We start from the raw sequence: 20,876 nt of genomic DNA on the forward strand, positions 1-20,876 counted from the left end.
TTACTTCAGTTTTGTTACTGTTCCACCTATAGCCTCAATAGCTGCTTCTGCTGACTTAGAGAAGGCATGTGCTTCTACATCAACTTTAGCAGTAAGGGCTCCGTTTCCAAGTATCTTTACTAATTGATTACCTGATAGGAAACCGGCTTCGATCAATGTTTGAACATCGATCTTAGTAAGTTTCTTAGCATCAGCTAAACGTTGTAAAACATCCAGGTTGATAGCTTTGTATTCAACACGGTTAATGTTTTTGAAACCGAATTTAGGCAAACGACGTTGAATTGGCATCTGACCTCCTTCGAATCCAAACTTTCTGGAATAACCTGATCTGGACTTAGCTCCTTTATGACCTCTTGTGGAAGTGCCACCTAAACCAGATCCGGTACCACGTCCGATTCTCTTTCCGGTTTTAGTTGATCCTTCAGCAGGTCTCATATTTGATAAACTCATATTTTATATTTTTTTATCTTACTAAACTAAATTACTCGACAACAGAAACCAGATGGCTCACCTTGTTGATCATACCTCTGATAGACGGTGTGTCTTCATGCTCTACAACACGATTCAACTTTCTAAGACCCAAAGCGTCTAATGTCATCTTTTGGTCTTTAGGACATTTGATTCTGCTCTTTACTTGTTTAACTTTAATTTTTGCCATAATAATTTTTTCTTTGCAAATTAACCTTTAAACACTTTTTCCATAGAAATACCTCTATTCTGAGCTACAGTGTAAGCATCTCTCAATTCGCCCAAAGCTTCGATAGTAGCCTTCACAAGGTTGTGAGGGTTAGACGAACCTTTCGACTTTGCCAATACATCTGTTACTCCCACACTCTCAAGTACGGCACGCATCGCACCCCCTGCCTTAACCCCTGTACCGGGAGCAGCAGGACGAAGCATAACTTCAGATCCACCGAAACGAGCGATTTGCTCGTGAGGAACTGTTCCTTTAAGAATTGGAACTTTGATAAGGTTTTTCTTTGCAGCTTCAACTCCTTTAGCAATGGCTGTAGTTACTTCACCCGCTTTACCTAGGCCCCAGCCTACGATACCATCTTCATTACCTACAACTACGATAGCGGCAAAGCTGAATGTACGACCTCCCTTTGTTACTTTAGTAACACGGTTGATAGCTACTAGTCTATCTTTTAGCTCGATGTCGTTTGTCGATTTTACTCTATTGTTAACTCCTGCCATTTCTATTAAAATTTAAGTCCACCGTTACGGGCAGCATCTGCCAATTCTTTAATTCTACCATGATACAGGTAACCGTTACGGTCGAATACCACAGTTGTAATACCAGCTTCCTGAGCACTTTTAGCGATAAGTTCACCAACTTTAGCAGCTATTTCTTTTTTAGGAGCTTTCTCTGATATTTTCAGAGAAGATGCTGCCGCCAAAGTTTTACCTGTCAAATCGTCGATAACTTGCGCATAAATTTGCTTGTTGCTTCTGAATACAGTCAGGCGTGGACGTTCGCTTGTTCCGTGGATCTTGCCACGTACACGCATCTTTATTTTATTTCTTCTTTCTGTCTTTGTTACCATGATTACTACAGTTTATGAATTATTTACCTGCGGCCTTACCTGACTTGCGACGAATAACCTCACCAACAAAGCGTATACCTTTTCCTTTGTAAGGTTCCGGTTTACGGAATGAGCGAATTTTCGCGCAGATCTGACCAATCAGCTGTTTATCACAAGATTCTAGTATAATTAGAGGGTTTTTGTTTCTCTCCGACTTAGTTTCTAGTTTCACTTCAGGAGGCAACATCATGTGGATGTTGTGTGTAAATCCTAAAGATAATTCCAGAAGCTGACCTGCATTTGATGCACGGTAACCAACCCCTACTAATTCCAACTCTTTGCGATATCCTTCAGAAACGCCAATAACCATGTTGTTAATCAATGATCTGTAAAGACCATGTAACGCACGATGAATTCTATCATCAGAAGGACGTGTCACAGACAACAATCCGTCTTCAACAGAGACTTTGATATCAGAATTAACTTCTTGCGATAGTTCCCCTTTAGGTCCTTTTACTGTAATTACGTTATCCTTGCCAACAGTAACTGTTACTCCGGCCGGAAGATTTACGGGTAATTTTCCTATTCTTGACATAACTTTCTATCCTCCCTCTTAATTAATAAACATAACACATTACTTCGCCACCAACTTTCAGTTCGCGAGCTTCCTTGTCTGTCATCACTCCTTTAGAGGTAGATACTACAGCTATACCGAGTCCGTTAAGGACACGAGGCATTTCTTTATACCCTACGTATTTACGTAGACCTGGAGACGATACGCGGATTAATTTCTTAATCGCGTTTACTTTATTTACCGGATCATACTTCAAGGCAATCTTAATTGAACCTTGAGGACCCTCGTCTACAAACTTATAGTTAAGGATGTAGCCCTTTTCCATGAGAATTTTTGTAATTTCTCTCTTCAAATTTGACGCCGGAATTTCTACAACTCTGTGTCCAGCCATGATAGCGTTTCTAACACGCGTCAAATAATCTGCTATTGGATCTGTCATGTTTAAATTGATTTAAATTAATTCCGCAACCGGAACAATATTTAATTCTATACTAAAATAATTTCTTACCAACTTGCTTTTTTAACTCCCGGTATTAATCCCTTAGAAGCCATTTCCCTAAATTGGATACGGGAAATTCCAAACTGGCGAATATACCCTTTTGGACGACCTGTAAGGCTGCAACGATTGTGCAGACGTACAGGTGAAGCATTCTTAGGTAGAGCTTGTAGCGCTTCGTAATCGCCATCGGCTTTCAACTGCGCTCTTTTAGCTGCAAATTTAGCAACCAGTTTAGCTCTTTTTACCTCGCGAGCTTTCATTGATTCTTTTGCCATCTTATATCAATTCTTTTTTTGCGTTTTTAAATGGTAATCCGAACTCTCTAAGTAAAGCATAACCTTCTTCATCTGTTTTTGCAGAAGTTACAAAGGTAATATTCATTCCCAAAATACGGCTAATGTTGTCGATATTAATTTCCGGGAAGATAATTTGCTCTTCGATACCTAGTGTATAGTTTCCACGTCCGTCAAGCTTACTTTCGATACCTTTAAAGTCACGAATACGAGGAAGTGCTACACGTACAAGTCTTTCAAGGAATTCATACATCTTTTCGTTACGCAATGTTACCATTACGCCAATCGGCATCTTACGACGCAACTTAAAGTTAGAGATATCCTTTTTAGAGTATGTCGCAACAGCTTTTTGACCTGTGATAGTTGTGATTTCGTTAACTGCTGTTTCGATAATTTTCTTATCTGCAACTGCAATACCAAGACCTTGGTTGATAACTATTTTCTTCAACACAGGCACCTGCATTGTTGACTTATAACCGAATTCTTTCATCAAAGAAGCAACAATACGGTCTTTATATTCAGTCTTAAGAGTTGTTGTATTGCTCATTATTTAATTTCCTCCCCTGATTTTTTAGCGTAACGTACTAGCTTACCATCTACTTCTTTACGGCCCACACGTGTAGGTTTTCCTGTTTTAGGGTCTACTACGTTCAGGTTAGAGATATGGATAGCAGCTTCTTTCTTTTCAATTCCTCCTTGAGGACTTTTAGCATTAGGCTTAGTATGTTTCGATACCATGTTAAGGCCTTCTACGATAGCGCGTTGTTTTTCTACAAAGACTCTCAACACACGACCGGTTTTACCTTTATCGACACCAGTATTCACATAAACTATATCGCCTTTTTTGATATGTAATTTACTCATTGCTTTTTAGTTTTTTGAATTATAGTACCTCTGGTGCCAATGAAACGATTTTCATGTTTGTTGCGCGAAGTTCGCGGGCAACCGGTCCGAAAATACGGCTTCCTCTGATATCACCTGCTGCGTTTAGCAATACACAAGCATTGTCGTCGAAACGTATATAAGAACCATCTGCACGACGGATTTCTTTTTTTGTACGTACGATCATTGCTTTTGTTACAGCACCTTTCTTAATATCACTCGAAGGGATTACATTCTTGATAGCAACCACAATCACATCCCCTACAGACGCATAACGTCTTCTTGTACCGCCTAATACGCGGATACATAAGCATTCTCTAGCTCCACTGTTATCAGTAACTACTAGTCTTGATTCTTGTTGTATCATAATTATTTAGCCCTTTCGATTATTTCTATTAATCTCCATCTCTTTGTTTTACTCAACGGACGAGTTTCCATAATACGTACTGTGTCGCCAATGTTGCACTCGTTCTTTTCGTCGTGAGCGTGATATTTCTTCGTTTTGTTAACGAATTTTCCATAAATAGGGTGTTTTTCTTTCCATTTTACAGCCACAGTGATGGTTTTATCCATCTTGTTACTGAAAACGACCCCGAATCTTTCTTTTCTTAAATTTCTCGTTTCCATCAGCTCTTAATTATTTTTTTAGTTCTCTTTGGCGCAACTCTGTAAGGAAACGTGCGATATCGCGACGTTTTTCTTTAATCTTAGTCGGATTGTCCAATGGAGATACACTGTGGTTTAACACCATTTGGTCTAACGCTGTTCTTTCAGCATCTAGTCTTTCATTCAATTCTTTGTCCGAAAGCTCTCTTACTTCTGCAATTTTCATACTTCTTAAGCGTTTTGAGTTAAGTCATAATCTCTGCGAACTACAAATTTTGTAGTTACAGGAAGCTTTTGTGCTGCTAGGCGCAATGCTTCTTTTGCCACATCATAAGATACACCTTCGATTTCGAATATGATTCTTCCTGGTGTAACGGGTGCAACGAAACCTTCCGGCGATCCCTTACCTTTACCCATACGTACTTCGGCAGGTTTCTTAGTGATAGGTTTGTCAGGGAAAATTCTAACCCAAACTTGTCCTTGACGCTGCATGTAACGAGTTACTGCAATACGAGCCGCTTCGATTTGGCGTCCTGTGATCCATTTGTTTTCCAGGGTTTTGATGCCAAATGAACCGAAAGCCAATTCATGCCCTCTTTGAGCAATGCCTTTCATACGACCTTTTTGCTGTCTTCTGAATTTTGTTTTCTTCGGTTGTAACATTTTACTTCAAACGTTTTTTAATTACTTTCTCTTATTTCTCTTGAAACCTTTTCCTTGGTCACCTCTGTCGTTGCGACGGTTGTCTCCACCTCTGTTACCAGAGTGTCCACCATCTTTGGCTGCTGTGAATGAAGGAGCAAGGTCTTTCTTACCGTAAACTTCTCCACGGCAAATCCATACTTTAATACCAATCAAACCAACTTTTGTTAGTGCTTCGGCATGTGCATAATCAATATCGGCACGGAATGTATGAAGCGGTGTACGTCCTTCTTTGTACATTTCGGAACGAGCCATTTCAGCGCCATTCAGACGACCTGATATTTGAATTTTGATACCTTCTGCACCCATTCTCATTGTTGAAGCAATTGCCATTTTGATAGCACGACGGTAAGCGATTTTACCTTCTACCTGACGGGCTACATTGTTGGCAACGATAACTGCGTCCAACTCTGGTTTTTTGATTTCAAAAATGTTGATTTGGATATCTTTATCTGTAATCTTCTTCAACTCTTCTTTCAGCTTGTCTACTTCTTGTCCGCCTTTACCGATGATGATACCCGGACGAGCTGTACAAACTGTGATAGTTACAAGTTTCAAAGTTCTTTCGATAACGATGCGAGATACACTAGCTTTAGCCAGACGGGCATTCAGATATTTACGGATTTTGCTGTCTTCCAACAAAGTATTTCCATATCTTTTGCCTCCATACCAATTAGAATCCCATCCACGGATGATACCTAAACGATTTGCTATTGGATTAACTTTTTGTCCCATCTGCTAATTAATTTTGATTTTCTTTATTAAGTGTATCTACGTGAAGGGTCACATGATTTGAACGTTTACGTATTCTGTAACCTCTTCCCTGCGGAGCTGGACGCATTCTTTTCAGCATGGCTCCACCATCTACGTTTACCAATGATACATACAACTCTCCACTTTCTGCTTTACGCTCATTTTTTGCTTCCCAGTTGGCGATAGCAGAGCGTAACAATTTTTCTATTCTTGCAGCAGCTTCTTTATTTGAGTATTTCAATACACCAAGAGCCCTAAATGCTTCCATTCCACGTATCATGTCGACAACAAGGCGCATTTTGCGTGGAGAAGTAGGAACATCATTCAGCTTGGCGAAAGCAATAGTCTTTTTAGCTTCTTTTCTTGCTTCAGCTACTATATGTTTTCTTTTACCCATTTTAATGTTTACTTTTTATTAATTTACTGGCTTCTGCTCCAATTATTTTTTCTTATTACCTCCGTGTCCACGGAATGTACGTGTAAGAGAGAATTCTCCTAACTTGTGTCCTACCATGTTTTCTGTCACATATACAGGAATAAATTTATTTCCGTTGTGAACAGCAATAGTATGGCCTACAAAGTCGGGGGATATCATTGAAGCTCTTGCCCATGTCTTAACCACAGCTTTCTTACCTGACTCATTCATGGCCAAGACTTTTTTCTCAAGCTTAACATTAATATACGGGCCTTTTTTTAACGAACGACTCATAATTTTCTATTGATTAATCAGGTTATTATTTTTTTCTTCTTTCGATTATGTACTTAGAAGAATGTTTCTTAGGAGCTCTAGTTTTGAGACCCTTAGCGTACAATCCTTTACGTGAACGTGGGTGACCTCCTGAAGCACGACCTTCACCACCACCCATTGGGTGATCGACAGGGTTCATTACTACACCTCGGTTGTGAGGACGGCGGCCTAGCCAACGAGAACGACCGGCTTTACCTGATTTCTCTAGTCCGTGATCTGAGTTGCCTACGCTACCGATAGTAGCTTTACATGTAGCAAGGATCTTACGTGTTTCGCCTGAAGGCATTCTTATGATTGCGTAGTTTCCTTCGCGAGAAGTTAACTGTGCAAAAGCACCTGCCGAACGAACCATTTTAGCTCCCTGACCAGGACGAAGTTCGATATTATGAACAACTGTACCGATTGGAATTTTTGCCAAAGGCAATGCATTACCAACCTCAGGAGCAGCATCAGCTCCGGATACCACTGTTTGACCTACTTCCAAACCTTCTGGTGCTAAGATATAAGTTTTAGCTCCGTCTACATAATACAACAAAGCGATACGAGCCGAACGGTTCGGATCATATTCGATTGTTTTTACAGTGGCTGGAATTCCGTCTTTCGTTCTCTTGAAGTCTATGAGCCTGAATTTTCTCTTATGACCGCCGCCGAGATAACGCATAGTCATCTTACCGGTATTGTTACGGCCACCAGACGCTTTTTTACCGACTACAAGGGATTTTTCTGGTACACTTGCAGTGATTTCTTGGAATGTACCAATAATTTTGTGTCTCTGCCCCGGTGTTGTGGGCTTTAATTTACGTACTGCCATTTTTTATTTAGATATTACTAAAAAAGTCTATACTTTCACCTTCTTTCAGGGTGATTATTGCTTTCTTGAATGCAGGAGTTTTACCTTTTATCACACCAGCTTTTGTGTAACGGCTTTTTAGCTTTCCGGAGTAGTTAATTGTATTTACAGACTTAACTGTTACGCCATAAAGCTCTTCTACTGCGTTCTTAATCTCCACTTTGTTTGCACTTGGAGCAACACGAAAACCGTAACGATTCGGAAACTTTTCTGAAATCGCGGTTTGCTTTTCTGTTAAAATTGGTTTTATCAAAATTCCCATAGTATTCTCTCCTTATGCTTTTAATAAAAGATTATCTATAATAGCAACCGAAGACTCAGCCAATACTAGACTTGTACAGTTAAGTATTGAGTAAGTATTTAAATCAGAAGCTTTTACAACTTTTACTCTTTCTAAATTACGAGCCGACAAATATACATTTTTATTTTGGTCTGGCAAAACTAGAAGTATCTTTTTATCAGCCACTTGCAAATTTTTAGCCAATGCTACAAAATCCTTAGTTTTTGGAGAGTCGAAAGACAAGTCTTCAACTACCAATATTTGATTTTCTTTTGCTTTAGCAGCAAGGGCAGATTTACGAGCAAGTACTCTTACTTTTTTGTTCAATTTGAAGCCATAGTCTCTTGGTTTTGGACCAAATACACGTGCTCCACCAACTAGTACAGGTGAATTGATATCACCACGGCGAGCACCACCTCCACCTTTCTGACGGATCAACTTACGTGTACTTCCCGACATCTCACTTCTTTCTTTAGTCTTGTGAGTACCTTGACGTTGATTCGCAAGATATAGCTTCACGTCCAACCAAAGAACATGATCGTTAGGCTCAATTGCATAAATAGCATCGTTCAACGCTACTTTTTTACCGGTTTCTTTACCGTTTTTATCTAATACACTCAGTTCCATTATCTTTCTATTCTAACGATTGAACCTTTACTTCCCGGTACCGAACCTTTTATTAACAAAAGATTATGTTCCGGAATTATTTTAATAATCACAAGGTTTTGAACAGTAACTTGTTTGTTACCCATCTGACCACCCATTCTTGTTCCTTTAAACACCTTTGCAGGGTACGAACAAGCTCCGATAGAACCCGGAGCACGAAGACGGTTATGTTGTCCTAGAGTAGCTTCACCTACCCCACGGAAACCATGGCGTTTAACAACCCCTTGGAAACCTTTACCTTTCGACACTCCAGTTACGTCAATAAAAGGGTCGTCCATTGAGAACATTCCGTCTACTGTAATAACGTCTCCTAGATTGTATTTCTCTTCATACTTGAACTCGGCCAAGTGTCTTTGAGGTGCAACCCCGGCTTTCTTGAAATGTCCGATTTCGGGCTTGCTGGTATGTTTGTCTTTCTTTTCAACAAAGCCTACCTGTACAGCCTCGTAACCATCTTTTTCAGATGTTTTAACCTGAGTAACAACACAAGGACCCACTTCGACAACAGTGCATGGAATATTTTTTCCCTCGGCACTGAATACGGATGTCATTCCGATTTTCTTTCCTAATAATCCTGGCATTTCTCTAAATTATTTATTTAAACTAATATAAATTTTCATCAAACTTTGATTTCTACTTCTACACCACTTGGCAATTCCAGCTTCATGAGTGCATCTACAGTTTTTGCTGTTGAGCTGTAGATATCGATCAATCTTTTATAAGAAGATAGTTCGAACTGCTCACGAGATTTCTTGTTTACGAAAGTTGAACGGTTGACAGTAAAAATACGTTTGTGAGTTGGTAACGGAATTGGACCGCTTACCACTGCACCTGTTGCTTTCACTGTTTTCACGATTTTCTCAGCAGACTTGTCTACCAATGTGTAATCGTACGATTTCAGTTTAATTCTAATTTTCTGACTCATCGTTTGTTTTTAGTTAATTATTAAAATAAATTCTATATAAAAATATTAAAGACTGCAATTAAGAGTCATTTACTAATTGCAGTCTCTTTTGTTATTTGATCAAATCAACGCGACCTTTAACCTCAGTTAATACCTGACGTGCGATAGATGGCGAAACTTCTTCGTAATGAGAGAATGTCATTGCTGACGTTGCTCTACCCGAAGTGATTGTTCTCAAAGAAGTCACATATCCAAACATTTCTGCCAAAGGCACTTTAGCTTTCACGATACGTGCACCTGAACGGCTAGACTCCATACCTTCTACCTGACCACGACGTTTGTTAAGGTCAGAAATCACATCACCCATGCTTTCTTCCGGAGTTACTACTTCCAGTTTCATGATAGGTTCTTGCAATGTAGGTCCGGCTTTCTCACATGCATTTCTGAAAGCAAGCTTAGCACAAAGTTCGAATGACAACTGGTCAGAGTCTACTGTATGGTAAGAACCATCAACAAGAACAACTTTCAGTTTATCTAACGCATATCCTGCAAGGACACCATTTTTCATTGCAGCAGCAAATCCTTTCTGAACTGAAGGGATGAATTCCTTAGGAACGTTACCACCTTTCACCTCATCGATAAATTGAAGGTCTCCTTCAAATCCTGGATCTGTTGGACCAACTTTAACAATAATATCGGCAAACTTACCACGACCCCCGGTTTGTTTTTTGTAAACCTCGCGAAGATCAACAGTTTGAGTAATTGCTTCTTTATATGATACCTGAGGACGACCTTGATTACATTCAACCTTAAACTCACGTTTCAGACGGTCGATGATAATTTCAAGGTGAAGCTCACCCATACCTTCGATAATAGTCTGACCTGAATCCTGATCGGTATGAACACGGAATGTTGGATCTTCTTCTGCAAGTTTTCCTAATCCTGTAGCCAATTTATCCACATCTTTTTGAGTGATCGGCTCAACAGCGATACCAATAACCGGTTCTGGGAAGTCCATAGATTCAAGTACGATAGGATTGTTTTCGTCACATAGTGTATCACCTGTGCGAATATCTTTAAATCCTACACCTGCACCTATATCTCCACAACCAATTACTTCTTTCGGATTTTGCTTGTTAGAGTGCATCTGGAACAAACGTGAGATACGTTCTTTCTTCTCGGAGCGGCTGTTATAAACATACGATCCGGCTGCTAATTCCCCCGAATAAACACGGAAGAAACACAAGCGTCCTACGAATGGGTCTGTTGCGATTTTGAATGCCAAAGCAGCCATTGGCTCACTTGGGCTTGGGTGACGAACGATAGTAGCACCTGTTCTTGGGTCTGTACCTTCGATAGCTACTGTATCTATTGGGCTAGGCAAGAATTTACATACAGCATCCAATAACGGTTGAACTCCTTTGTTTTTGAAAGAAGATCCACACAACATTGGATTGATCTGCATAGAAAGAGTACCGATGCGTAATGCTGCGATAATTTCATCTTCTGTGATTGAAGACGGATCATCAAAGAATTTCTCCATCAACGTTTCATCACATTCTGCAGCTTTTTCAAGCATTTTCTCTCTCCATTCTTGAGCTTCAGCTAGATATTCGGAAGGAATTTCGTCCAACTCGTAGTCTGCACCCATTGTTTCATCATGCCAGTACATCGCCTTCATTTTGATAAGGTCGATGATTCCCTTGAAGTGTTCTTCTGCTCCAATCGGAATCTGAACCGGACATGGGTTACCATTCAACATTTCTTTTATTTGGCGTACCACTTCAAAGAAATCTGCTCCCGAACGGTCCATTTTATTTACATAACACATACGAGGAACATCGTATTTGTCAGCCTGACGCCATACTGTTTCCGACTGAGGCTCAACACCACTTACAGCATCATAAGCAGCAATTGCTCCATCAAGAATACGGAGTGAACGCTCTACCTCTACTGTAAAGTCAACGTGTCCGGGAGTATCTATCAAGTTGATCTTAAACATCTCATTGTTATACTTCCAGCTTGCTGTAGTAGCGGCAGATGTAATAGTAATACCCCTTTCTTGCTCTTGCTCCATCCAGTCCATAGTGGCAGCGCCATCATGTACCTCTCCAATCTTATGAGTAAGACCGGTATAGAACAGGATACGTTCAGAAGTAGTGGTTTTACCGGCATCGATGTGCGCCATGATGCCTATATTTCTTGTATTCTTTAAACTGTCATTAACCTTTGCCATTGTTTTTTAACTCTTCCTTTTTGTTAGAATCTGAAATGAGCGAATGCACGGTTAGCTTCAGCCATTCTATGCATATCTTCTTTTCTTTTGAATGCGCCTCCTTGATTGTTGTATGCATCTGAGATTTCTGCGCCTAATTTGTCTGCCATAGTCTTACCACCTCTCTTGCGAGCATAAAGGATAAGATTTTTCATACAGATAGATTCTTTGCGGTCTGGGCGAATTTCGGTAGGAACCTGAAATGTTGCACCACCTACACGGCGTGACTTCACTTCTACTTGAGGAGTTACATTATCTAGAGCTGCTTTCCATATTTCGAGAGCAGTTTTTTCGTCGTTTGGTAATTTCTTCTTCACGATCTCCAATGCAGTATAGAAGATATCGAATGCAGTAGATTTTTTACCATCATACATTAAGTGGTTAACAAACTTTGTAACCTTTACATCACCGAAAACAGGATCCGGGAGGATCTGTCTTTTCTTTGGTTTTGCTTTTCTCATTTTTTTACTAAAAAATTTTGTTTTTGTTTTTGGTTGCCAATTTTAGATGCCTTCAAAAGTTCCGCCGAACTATTTACTCAACCTATATATAGCCTATCCAATAAACTTAAACCGTTTTAATACTTAATTAAAAATCTCGGTTAAAGGGATTGCCTCAGGTAATTATTTTTTCTTACCCTTAGCTGCAGCTGCCGCTGGTGCTCCCGGTTTAGGACGTTTTGCTCCGTATTTAGAGCGGCGTTGTGTACGACCATTTACTCCTGCAGTATCCAATGTTCCACGCACAATGTGGTAACGAACACCCGGAAGGTCTTTCACACGACCACCTCTAACAAGTACAATTGAGTGCTCCTGCAAATTGTGACCTTCTCCAGGTATATAAGCATTCACCTCTTTTGAATTTGTTAAACGCACACGTGCTACCTTACGCATCGCTGAGTTAGGTTTCTTAGGAGTTGTTGTATATACACGGATACAAACACCTCTACGTTGAGGACATGCATCCAATGCACGAGACTTACTCTTTTCAACCAAAACCGCCCGTCCTTTTCTTACTAATTGTTGAATTGTAGGCATGTTGTTTTAATCTTTAGAACTTTTTAAATTCAGTTTTTAATTATACATTTAATTAGCAAACAACACAAGAAACGAACGCTATTCGAATGACAATCAACTCATTGCCATCAGAACAAGCCCTTTTCATGCATTATTCGGGTTGCAAATGTAGACATAATCAGCTAATTACACAAATATTTGAAAAGAAAAGTAAACAAAAAAAGCAAGATGGAACGTGAATATTCCATCTTGCCACTAAAATCCCGTAGTTTTTATAAAATGCTTCTGTTAGAATGAAAAGTCCACTCCCGCAGCAAATACCTTGTTGGTACGTGAGAATACGTCTTTCCCAGCAAGATAAGCCTGAGGGTTGGTATTTGGTATTGCAACATATTTTGGATTGTCTTTTGTCCAATCTGAATATGTTGTCCAGAAGTAACCTACATTTATAAGAACGTTTTTGGCAACATTTACCGCACCACCTAAACCTATAGAATATGAGTTGATAGAGAAACTTAAATCTCTCTGATACTCATCTTTTACGCCATAGCGGGTGATTTGCCCTCCGGCACTTACCAAGAACATGTCATCTATTTTATACTCGGCTCCAAATAAATATTCATTTGTACCTCCGTTTATATGCTTTTGTTTATCATCTGCCATTTTAGCATCTGAGTCGAAAAAGTGGTGATAACCAACACTTGCCAATAGCTTCGGTGTAATCTGATAAGAAGCGCCTACTGTGAATAGAGCAGGAATATCGTGAGGAGTATTTACTCCATCTTTAAACAAGCCTGTATCATCAACTTTAGTTTTATTCTCTACGTTGAGAGCTGTACGAAACTCATATTTCATACCGACATTCAGGTTATTATAACTGAAGTTGAATCCAAGAATAGGAGATATACCCCATCCGGATTGTGATGAATCAAGATTTTTGTCAGCTACAGCTTTTGCATTAGCTTCATACGCCTGCCCTGCAATTACATATCCGGCTTGAACCTGCTGTATCTGCATTTGATTAAACTGCTCGGCATTGCCAATATTCAATCCTGCCCTTAGTTGGTCGGCCATCGCTTGCGACAGTTTTCCTGCAGTAATCAGTTGACCTACAGTATACGCACCGGCTCCACTTTCGATAAAAGGATTCAGATTTGCAGCAGTTCCCTTCGCCAACGAAGCAGCGTCATTAAAAAAGGTCTGAGCAGACATCATGCCTCCTGTAGGATTTAACATGGGGTGTTGAGGGTTAAAAGATATATTTCTCAAATGTCCCTCGTATCTATTATTTACTATATTAAGACGAAAACCGCCATATACTGAAAACATATTATTAATAGCATAACTTCCTCCGATCTGAGCACCATATATAAATGATGAACCACGCATATATGCATCTACCGAATAGTTATTTGTGGTGATTCCGCTCGCAGCAAGCAAACCGGGCAACATTGATATCGTTGATTCAAAAGAAGGCAACCCATCATTAAATGTAGCTTTACCGCCACCGCCTGTCACTGCAATATTTCCGGAAAGCACCCATTTACCTTTTTTGTATGCAGCCTGAATACTAGGAATGATAGGAGCCGAAGCTGTTCCCTTAAAACTTTTTGTAGCATCGCCACCAAACCCTGCAAATGGAGCAAAAGTGGAAGTTATCGTTCTTGTTTGAAAAGCACTCTGATTGGAAAAAGAAAAATGGAAACCATCGTTAAGTTTTACAAGCCCCGCAGGATTTGTATAAGCGGCGTCTATTTGTACAGATGCGTCACGAGCAACCATTCTGATAAAATGCGCACTCTGATTCGTATTGGTAAGAATACCTCCTGCAAAGACATGCGAGGTACTACACAGGGCTAAAACAGCAATAGCCAATGTCTTCTTCATATTCATTTGATATAATTAATTAAAATTGGGCACAAAGATATAAGGAATCTATTAGTTTCAAAAGAAACCATGTTAAAAATGAACATTATCTTATTGATTATCAAATAGATGTTGTCTATGCAACTAATATTTAAAGTTCAAAAATCCTCACATTATTTAAGAACCACAACACATTAACCATGTATTTTATCTTCGTTTGATATTGATATTTAGCGCAAAACAGTAAAAAAATAATAGATTTGCATAATCATTCATCAAAAGTAACATGAACAGATCCGCTCTCTTTCTTGCGCTAAGCATAGGGTTAATTACTTGTTTTCTTTCATGCATTAGCGGCAATGCTGAAAAAAAACTTTTTTATGAAGGGGTACTTTTCGAATACCCACATAGCTGGACTGTAGAAACAAACGAATTGCCCGGAGAATCCTATTCTATAAAAGGAAAAGAAGGAAATAACATTATATTCATAACATTTACAGAAAAAAGCACAGACTTAAAGGAAGTAATAGAAACGCATCAAAAAAATGTAGACAGAACAAAGTTTGAATACTCAGCAGAGAAAATTATTCCATCCAAATTTGGCAAATATGATGCATTATCTTCTAAATTTACGATCGTTAGGGATTCTAAAAAATCTTACGGAAACACGTTCGCTCTTAAAGCAGGAAATATGAGCTATCTAATCATAATACAAAGTGACACAGAAGATAGTCTGAACAAAAGCTTTGAGACAATTAAAAACAGCTTCGAAATAAAGACCAAACCTTAAAGTATAACATTGAGCAAGAAATCATCATATCAACAGATAATAAAGTCTACCACCATTTTTGGGGGATCTCAGGCGTTGATTATTCTCATTGGCATCATTCGAACCAAGATTATTGCCATATTGCTAGGACCTACGGGGATAGGCATCATCGGCATCTACCAATCTATTATAGACATGATGCGATCAGGATTCAGTCTCGGACTGGATACTGCGGGAGTAAAAGACATAGCCGAAACCGAAGTCCAAAAAGACCAGACAGCCCTCAATAGAGTGATATCACGCCTTAATATTTGGTTCAAATGGTCGGCAATCATAGGCTCTGTCATTTGCCTCATCTTATGCTATCCGATTAGTCTTTGGGCATTCGACAGCAACAAATATACTCTACCAATTGCAGGTTTGGCTATTTGCGTATTTCTTGCAATACTTACAACAGGCAAATCAACCATACTACAGGGGATGCGTAAAATTCCCGAGATGGCAAAATCTGCTGTATGGGGCAGCTTAATAGGCTTAATTATCACCATTCCTATATATTTTATGTTCGGGCTGGAAGGTATTATCCCTGCTTTTATCGTATCGGGAGGAATATCTTTTCTCTGTGTTGAATTTTATTACAGGAAACAAAATATAGAGAAAGCTAACATCTCAAATAAAGAAGCTTTCCACGAAGGATTAAACTCTCTAAAACTTGGAATTTACATTGTATCGGCAGCTCTTGTAAGCACTGTGAGCATGTTTCTTATCAGAACATACATCACACGAACCGATAATATTGAAGCGGCAGGACTATTTCAATCGGCATGGACAATAACAAATGTATATCTTGCACTCATACTCAGATCGATGGGATCAGACTTTTATCCTCGTCTTTCGGCAATAGCGAGCGAAAAGGATAAAATGAAAGCACTCATAAATGAACAGAGCTATATTGTACTGGTTATTGCTTCTCCTATTGTTATAGGCATGATGCTTTTCTCCGACTTCGCTTTATCAGTTCTCTATTCGGGAAAATTTTCGGGGGCGAATACGCTCTTATGCTGGCAAGTAGCAGGCTCATTTTTGAAAGTACTAAGTTGGCCGATAGCCTTTATTATGCTAGTGAAAAATAAAGGCTTTGTATTTTTTATATCAGAAGTCACATATTATAGTGTATATCTCTTCTCCGCCTATATACTCTACCCTCTGTATGGATTAGATGCGGCAGGAATCGCATATTTGGCTGCCTATATTGTATATCTGCCTCTTGTATACATTATCGGACGGAAGCTCTCAGATTTCAAATGGACTAATACGATTATTTCAATGATCCTGATTAATCTAATGCTGATTTGTATTACACTCTTTATTGTGATGCATATCCCGCAATACAAATATTTGGGAGGGATCACATTATGTGCCTCCATGCTGTATGCCTTCTTCAAATTGAAGAAAGTATTCAACTTAAAAGATTTAGGTAGTTGGTTTAAGAAAGAGTAATCACTTCTTTTTGCGCTCTTTCTCTATTTCTTTTACACGTGGAATAACCAGATTGTCTTCTATAAAAGTATGCGCCTCGAGTTCCTCTTCAGACATATAGAGCTCGGTAAGAACATTTACCATCAGCATCTGATCTGTCGTGCCCGGAACGTACTTTAGCAATATCTGTTTCAGATCATTTATTTTTCCCTCAATATCATTATGCCGTTCTTCAAATATATTGATAGAGTATTGCTTATTGGCATCTTTATCAATCAAAGAGTAGACATAAGGAAAAACAACATCATCCTCATACCTCATATGCTCCAATACTTCTTTGGTATAATTGTCGAAGAAATCAAGAACAACGGTTTGTAATGCTTTGTCTGTTTCGGGGAAAACCAATTCAAGCTTACGGCGAATATTCGGAAGCCTTCTTTCCAGAAAATAACTGTGTGAATTTTTAAGGTATCTGAGAAACGGTGCAAGAGGCAATTTGCTGAACACCTCTTGTATATTGGTTATACATTTATTTGATTGATAGTTTGCAAGGAATAGGAAACAATCTGTATCAAAATCATTTTCTTTACAAACTGACTCAACACTTTTTTCGCCGAACCCAAGCGAAATATTTAACCGATTGAGCAATAATAATAAGTGGTAGTCGGCATCTATAAGCTCCGACATTTTCATTTTCTTATTAAATATGATTGTTACATTCTGCATTGTGTACAAGTTTATTCGTCTTGATATTTTATTTCCGAAATATCCACTAATTTATTAATTATTGCATATATAGTCAATCCAGAAATACTATGAACTTTCAATTTGCGTGTAATATTTCTGCGGTGCGTAATAGCCGTATGAATAGAGATACTATGATGATCGGCTATTTCTTTATTACTCATGCCCTTCACAACACTTATCAAAATTTCTTTCTCTCTATCACTCAGCTCTTCGGTGTCTGACTGTCCTCCTGTTTCCTTCTCAAGACATTTAAGTAAAGTTTCTTCAATCTTCGATTCCGAATCATTTATACGTATAACTGCATCATAGGAACGATAAAACTGCTCATCAATAAGATTATAAACCAAAGCTATTATTGCTGTCTGTTTATCCAAATTGAGCTGCTGCCGGATATCATGCCTTGATGTATGCCCCAGCAACATGGGGTTGATAAGAACAGCATCCGGTTTGAGTATATTTATCTGATAATTTATATCTTCCATTTCTCTCAATTCTACAACTTTTCCGACGCTATTTAGCTGAGATAAAACATAAACCAGACCTTTACGAATAATATATGAAGTTTCGGCTACAGCCAGCACTTTCTTCGTTTTAGACATCTTTCGATAGTTTTCTTATATAGAATGATTCTTTATAAGTCACAAATTTCGTGATATTTTATTTTATAAACAAATGTTATATAATATAAATAATCCGGACTTGTGTTTCTAAACAATATTTATAGTAGTTTTGTTTATAGGATTTTTAATACATTCCTAATTTATGATCAACTTTAAGCAGATTACACTTTCTGATAAAAAAGTAATGGATGCCGCCTTTGCAGGAAACGAATACCGTGCCTGCGACTTTTGTTTTACAAACCTTTACGCATGGAATGCAAAATTCAAAACGGTGTACGCAATAGAACACCGTACAATATTTCTTAGGTTCCAGGATTCCGACGGACAGACGTACTATATGATGCCCATCGGGAAAATGCCACTTATAGATGCATTCAAATTAATAGAAGAAGATGCGAAAATAAACAAAATACCATTCCAGATGAAAGGCATCTCGTCTGAAATGTGGGAAAAAATACGCAACGAAATTCCGGGAGAGTTCAGATATCTGCCCGATCGCAACAATGATGAGTATATCTATTTGTCTGAGAAGTTAATTAACCTTTCGGGTAAAAAACTGCAAAGCAAGCGCAATCACATCAACCGATTTAAGGCAGACAACCCCGACTGGGAATATTTTCCTCTGACTTCCCAAAAAGAGCTGGAAGAGTGTGCATATATGCTCGACGAATGGGAAGAAGTGAATACCTCAAAAGCGGATTTCTCTCAACGATACGATTATATCGCAACCAAAATTATGCTCGAAAACTTCGAATATCTGCAACTTCGTGGAGGTGCGATCCGTGTTAATGGAAAGATCGTGGCATTCACAATAGGAGAGCAACTTACGGCTGATACTTTCGTTGTGCATGTAGAAAAAGCGTTCAGCGAAGTAAACGGCGCATATACAATTATCAACCAGCAGTTTATAAAACACGAAGCGTCTCAATACAAATATATCAACAGAGAGGAAGATATGGGTATAGCAAATCTTCGCAAGGCTAAAATGTCATATTACCCTGATCTATTATTAGAAGAAGGAATTCTTATTCCATTTGTGTAACATTATATTATCGTTCTCATGATACAATTCGCCAATGAGCAAACAGCAGAATTAGTACGTAGTATGTGGAAAATATGCTTCGAGGATACGGACGAGTTTCTCGATATCCTTTTCACATACAAATACAAGCATGAGAATACACTGATATATTTTGAAGAAGGAGAAGCGGTTGCAAGCCTTCAAATGTTGCCGTATACAATAAACTTTTACCGGCAGGAAATTCCTTTTGCATACATGGCAGGACTATGCACATTGCCCGAACACAGAAAAAAAGGCTACATGGCACAGCTGCTTCATGAAGCGCATAGGATACTTGCCAAAAGAAATATACCTCTTGCAATACTGATTCCTGCAGAAGAATGGCTGTATGACTTTTATAAGAAATACGAATATGAACAAGTATTTGATAAAGGAGAAAATATTATTCCTATCAAAAAAATACTAGATACATATTCCGATAATATCGATATGGCTTATCAAACGTTCGATCAATTATTCAGATTCAGAGACTTTTGTGTACAAAAAAGCAGGAATGACTTTGAGGCTATAGCCAAGGAGTACAAACTGGACGGATACCCCGAAAAGAAGGATCTACCCGGCATGGCACGTGTGATAGACACATGGACTCTTTTAGACCTATATGCAAAAGACAATCTATCTAAGAAATTCAGAATAAAAGTAACGGATTGTTCGCAGGAAGATACTCCTCAAATATATTCAATAGACTGTGGAAATGTAGAGTTGATATTAGAATCGGAAGGCTCTTTTGATATAGAAACAGACGTACGATTGCTGTGCAGGCTCTTGTTTGGCTACAAGGTTCATGAGCTTGAAGAAAAACAGCAACGATTCTTTCAAGACCATCAGCCTATTATGAATCTGATGTTGGAATAAAAGATTTTTTAAGAAGACTGATGTCTTTTCTGAATTATCTATCGAAGAAATAACTTATCTTTGAATTTTAGTAATATAGTATCGCATATATGCTCGAAAACTTTGGAATAAAAGATATAATTGATATACTATTGGTAGCTACAGTAATGTACCAATTATATAGGATTGTCTCCAAATCGGGCACAGGAGCCATATTCAATGGTGTATTGGCTTTTATGATCTTATGGATACTTGTATCTAAAGTTCTGGAAATGCGCCTTATGGGTGCTATCCTCGACAAATTTGTCGATATTGGACTCATCGTACTCATCATTATCTTCCAAGATGAAATCCGACGTTTTTTGATGACGCTCGGCTCCAATCGCACCTTTCGTTTCTTTGCTCGGTTCTTCAGTTCAAAAGAACGTGGAGGCCTCTCAGAGCCTGTTATTACCTCTCTGGTTTTAGCATGTATGAATATGGCCAAAACATATACAGGGGCACTTATTGTTATCGAACAAGAGATTAAGTTAGGACAATATGAAGAAACAGGCGAAGTCTTAGATGCCGAGATCAGTACCCGTCTGATAGAAAATATATTCTTTAAAAACACGCCTTTACACGACGGAGCTTTAATTATATCAGGAAACAAAATTAAAGCAGCCGGATGTATCCTTCCTATTTCTCAGAATCAGGAGATACCCAAATCTCTCGGATTAAGACACCGGGCAGCCCTCGGCATATCGCAAGAAACCGATGCCAAAGCGATTGTTATATCAGAGGAAAGAGGTAAAATATCCTTTGTAAGCGAAGGAAAAATACAAACGAATATATCCCCGGAAAGGCTACAGGAACTTCTCACTGAAACTATTTTGGTAAAAAAGAAGAAAACATAAACGATCGGAT

Annotated in this window: 32 protein-coding genes; 5 read left to right on the top strand and 27 right to left on the bottom strand. The window is 38.7% G+C overall.

What is annotated here, in order from left to right:
• The 25 genes from rplO to B3P17_RS09685 all read right to left on the bottom strand — a co-directional run bounded on the left by rplO (position 1) and on the right by B3P17_RS09685 (position 14,461).
• Positions 1–450 (bottom strand): 50S ribosomal protein L15, encoded by a 450-nt coding sequence (rplO, locus tag B3P17_RS09565; protein ID WP_135105519.1) that lies wholly within the window; start codon positions 448–450, stop codon positions 1–3.
• A 31-nt stretch (positions 451–481) separates the two neighbouring features.
• The gene (gene rpmD / locus B3P17_RS09570) at positions 482–658 is read right to left on the bottom strand and encodes a 50S ribosomal protein L30 (RefSeq protein ID WP_252637979.1); all 177 of its coding nucleotides are present in this window, start codon (positions 656–658) and stop codon (positions 482–484) included.
• A 20-nt stretch (positions 659–678) separates the two neighbouring features.
• A complete protein-coding gene (gene rpsE, locus B3P17_RS09575; RefSeq protein ID WP_006841801.1) occupies positions 679–1,197 on the bottom strand; it encodes a 30S ribosomal protein S5 in 519 nt (172 codons plus the stop codon).
• Between the two features lie 5 nt (positions 1,198–1,202).
• Positions 1,203–1,547 (bottom strand): 50S ribosomal protein L18, encoded by a 345-nt coding sequence (gene rplR / locus B3P17_RS09580; RefSeq protein ID WP_135105517.1) that lies wholly within the window; start codon positions 1,545–1,547, stop codon positions 1,203–1,205.
• 19 nt (positions 1,548–1,566) lie between these two features.
• The gene (gene rplF, locus B3P17_RS09585; protein WP_252637980.1) at positions 1,567–2,121 is read right to left on the bottom strand and encodes a 50S ribosomal protein L6; all 555 of its coding nucleotides are present in this window, start codon (positions 2,119–2,121) and stop codon (positions 1,567–1,569) included.
• A 22-nt stretch (positions 2,122–2,143) separates the two neighbouring features.
• The gene (rpsH, locus tag B3P17_RS09590; protein ID WP_135105515.1) at positions 2,144–2,539 is read right to left on the bottom strand and encodes a 30S ribosomal protein S8; all 396 of its coding nucleotides are present in this window, start codon (positions 2,537–2,539) and stop codon (positions 2,144–2,146) included.
• A 65-nt stretch (positions 2,540–2,604) separates the two neighbouring features.
• Positions 2,605–2,874: a 30S ribosomal protein S14 gene (rpsN, locus tag B3P17_RS09595; RefSeq protein ID WP_135105514.1), complete on the bottom strand. Its 270-nt coding sequence runs from the start codon at positions 2,872–2,874 to the stop codon at positions 2,605–2,607.
• A 1-nt stretch (position 2,875) separates the two neighbouring features.
• The gene (gene rplE, locus B3P17_RS09600) at positions 2,876–3,439 is read right to left on the bottom strand and encodes a 50S ribosomal protein L5 (protein ID WP_252637981.1); all 564 of its coding nucleotides are present in this window, start codon (positions 3,437–3,439) and stop codon (positions 2,876–2,878) included.
• A complete protein-coding gene (gene rplX / locus B3P17_RS09605; RefSeq protein WP_006841795.1) occupies positions 3,439–3,756 on the bottom strand; it encodes a 50S ribosomal protein L24 in 318 nt (105 codons plus the stop codon). Before rplX ends, rplE begins: the two co-directional genes overlap by 1 nt.
• Positions 3,757–3,775: 19 nt before the next feature.
• A complete protein-coding gene (gene rplN / locus B3P17_RS09610) occupies positions 3,776–4,141 on the bottom strand; it encodes a 50S ribosomal protein L14 (protein WP_006841794.1) in 366 nt (121 codons plus the stop codon).
• Between the two features lie 2 nt (positions 4,142–4,143).
• Positions 4,144–4,401: a 30S ribosomal protein S17 gene (rpsQ, locus tag B3P17_RS09615; protein ID WP_006800252.1), complete on the bottom strand. Its 258-nt coding sequence runs from the start codon at positions 4,399–4,401 to the stop codon at positions 4,144–4,146.
• Positions 4,402–4,411: 10 nt separating this feature from the next.
• The gene (gene rpmC / locus B3P17_RS09620) at positions 4,412–4,606 is read right to left on the bottom strand and encodes a 50S ribosomal protein L29 (protein ID WP_006841793.1); all 195 of its coding nucleotides are present in this window, start codon (positions 4,604–4,606) and stop codon (positions 4,412–4,414) included.
• Positions 4,607–4,611: 5 nt separating this feature from the next.
• Positions 4,612–5,043: a 50S ribosomal protein L16 gene (gene rplP / locus B3P17_RS09625; protein WP_006841792.1), complete on the bottom strand. Its 432-nt coding sequence runs from the start codon at positions 5,041–5,043 to the stop codon at positions 4,612–4,614.
• A 21-nt stretch (positions 5,044–5,064) separates the two neighbouring features.
• Positions 5,065–5,817, bottom strand: a complete 753-nt coding sequence (gene rpsC / locus B3P17_RS09630) for a 30S ribosomal protein S3 (protein ID WP_006841791.1) — start codon at positions 5,815–5,817, stop codon at positions 5,065–5,067.
• Between the two features lie 7 nt (positions 5,818–5,824).
• Positions 5,825–6,232, bottom strand: coding sequence for a 50S ribosomal protein L22 (gene rplV / locus B3P17_RS09635; RefSeq protein WP_006841790.1), 408 nt, complete (start codon positions 6,230–6,232; stop codon positions 5,825–5,827).
• Between the two features lie 42 nt (positions 6,233–6,274).
• Positions 6,275–6,544 (bottom strand): 30S ribosomal protein S19, encoded by a 270-nt coding sequence (gene rpsS / locus B3P17_RS09640; RefSeq protein ID WP_006800257.1) that lies wholly within the window; start codon positions 6,542–6,544, stop codon positions 6,275–6,277.
• A 25-nt stretch (positions 6,545–6,569) separates the two neighbouring features.
• The gene (gene rplB / locus B3P17_RS09645; RefSeq protein WP_135105511.1) at positions 6,570–7,394 is read right to left on the bottom strand and encodes a 50S ribosomal protein L2; all 825 of its coding nucleotides are present in this window, start codon (positions 7,392–7,394) and stop codon (positions 6,570–6,572) included.
• A 7-nt stretch (positions 7,395–7,401) separates the two neighbouring features.
• A complete protein-coding gene (rplW, locus tag B3P17_RS09650) occupies positions 7,402–7,695 on the bottom strand; it encodes a 50S ribosomal protein L23 (RefSeq protein ID WP_006841788.1) in 294 nt (97 codons plus the stop codon).
• Positions 7,696–7,707: 12 nt separating this feature from the next.
• The gene (gene rplD / locus B3P17_RS09655; RefSeq protein WP_135105509.1) at positions 7,708–8,340 is read right to left on the bottom strand and encodes a 50S ribosomal protein L4; all 633 of its coding nucleotides are present in this window, start codon (positions 8,338–8,340) and stop codon (positions 7,708–7,710) included.
• A complete protein-coding gene (gene rplC / locus B3P17_RS09660; protein ID WP_135105508.1) occupies positions 8,340–8,960 on the bottom strand; it encodes a 50S ribosomal protein L3 in 621 nt (206 codons plus the stop codon). Before rplC ends, rplD begins: the two co-directional genes overlap by 1 nt.
• A 38-nt stretch (positions 8,961–8,998) precedes the next feature.
• Complete coding sequence (gene rpsJ / locus B3P17_RS09665) at positions 8,999–9,304, bottom strand: 30S ribosomal protein S10 (protein ID WP_006841785.1); 306 nt, start codon at positions 9,302–9,304, stop codon at positions 8,999–9,001.
• Positions 9,305–9,395: 91 nt separating this feature from the next.
• Positions 9,396–11,519: an elongation factor G gene (gene fusA, locus B3P17_RS09670; RefSeq protein ID WP_252637983.1), complete on the bottom strand. Its 2,124-nt coding sequence runs from the start codon at positions 11,517–11,519 to the stop codon at positions 9,396–9,398.
• Positions 11,520–11,542: 23 nt separating this feature from the next.
• Positions 11,543–12,019, bottom strand: a complete 477-nt coding sequence (gene rpsG / locus B3P17_RS09675; RefSeq protein WP_006841783.1) for a 30S ribosomal protein S7 — start codon at positions 12,017–12,019, stop codon at positions 11,543–11,545.
• A 162-nt stretch (positions 12,020–12,181) separates the two neighbouring features.
• Positions 12,182–12,595, bottom strand: a complete 414-nt coding sequence (gene rpsL / locus B3P17_RS09680) for a 30S ribosomal protein S12 (protein WP_006841782.1) — start codon at positions 12,593–12,595, stop codon at positions 12,182–12,184.
• A gap of 267 nt (positions 12,596–12,862) precedes the next feature.
• Positions 12,863–14,461, bottom strand: a complete 1,599-nt coding sequence (locus tag B3P17_RS09685) for an aromatic hydrocarbon degradation protein (protein ID WP_393924992.1) — start codon at positions 14,459–14,461, stop codon at positions 12,863–12,865.
• A 265-nt stretch (positions 14,462–14,726) separates the two neighbouring features.
• Between B3P17_RS09685 and B3P17_RS09690 the strand changes: the two genes are divergently transcribed.
• Both B3P17_RS09690 and B3P17_RS09695 read left to right on the top strand, forming a co-directional pair.
• Entirely contained in the window at positions 14,727–15,230 is a 504-nt protein-coding gene (locus B3P17_RS09690; RefSeq protein ID WP_252637985.1) for a hypothetical protein, read from the top strand.
• Between the two features lie 9 nt (positions 15,231–15,239).
• The gene (locus B3P17_RS09695; RefSeq protein WP_252637987.1) at positions 15,240–16,709 is read left to right on the top strand and encodes an oligosaccharide flippase family protein; all 1,470 of its coding nucleotides are present in this window, start codon (positions 15,240–15,242) and stop codon (positions 16,707–16,709) included.
• Here the strand turns inward: B3P17_RS09695 and B3P17_RS09700 are convergent, their stop codons facing one another.
• Both B3P17_RS09700 and B3P17_RS09705 read right to left on the bottom strand, forming a co-directional pair.
• Complete coding sequence (locus B3P17_RS09700; RefSeq protein ID WP_252637988.1) at positions 16,710–17,414, bottom strand: hemerythrin domain-containing protein; 705 nt, start codon at positions 17,412–17,414, stop codon at positions 16,710–16,712. It lies immediately after the preceding gene.
• An 11-nt stretch (positions 17,415–17,425) separates the two neighbouring features.
• The gene (locus B3P17_RS09705) at positions 17,426–18,034 is read right to left on the bottom strand and encodes a response regulator transcription factor (protein ID WP_135105503.1); all 609 of its coding nucleotides are present in this window, start codon (positions 18,032–18,034) and stop codon (positions 17,426–17,428) included.
• A 163-nt stretch (positions 18,035–18,197) separates the two neighbouring features.
• Here B3P17_RS09705 and B3P17_RS09710 point away from each other — a divergent pair, with 163 nt between their 5' ends.
• From B3P17_RS09710 to cdaA, 3 genes are all read left to right on the top strand, one after another.
• On the top strand, positions 18,198–19,097 hold the full coding sequence (locus B3P17_RS09710; protein WP_252637989.1) for a DUF2156 domain-containing protein: 900 nt from the start codon (positions 18,198–18,200) through the stop codon (positions 19,095–19,097).
• A gap of 18 nt (positions 19,098–19,115) precedes the next feature.
• The gene (locus B3P17_RS09715; RefSeq protein WP_252637990.1) at positions 19,116–19,991 is read left to right on the top strand and encodes a GNAT family N-acetyltransferase; all 876 of its coding nucleotides are present in this window, start codon (positions 19,116–19,118) and stop codon (positions 19,989–19,991) included.
• 89 nt (positions 19,992–20,080) lie between these two features.
• On the top strand, positions 20,081–20,866 hold the full coding sequence (gene cdaA / locus B3P17_RS09720) for a diadenylate cyclase CdaA (protein ID WP_006841774.1): 786 nt from the start codon (positions 20,081–20,083) through the stop codon (positions 20,864–20,866).
• The last annotated feature ends 10 nt before the right edge of the window (positions 20,867–20,876 follow it).

Origin of the sequence: Dysgonomonas sp. UBA7630 (genome assembly GCF_002483985.1) — a bacterium.
Lineage (GTDB): Bacteria > Bacteroidota > Bacteroidia > Bacteroidales > Dysgonomonadaceae > Dysgonomonas.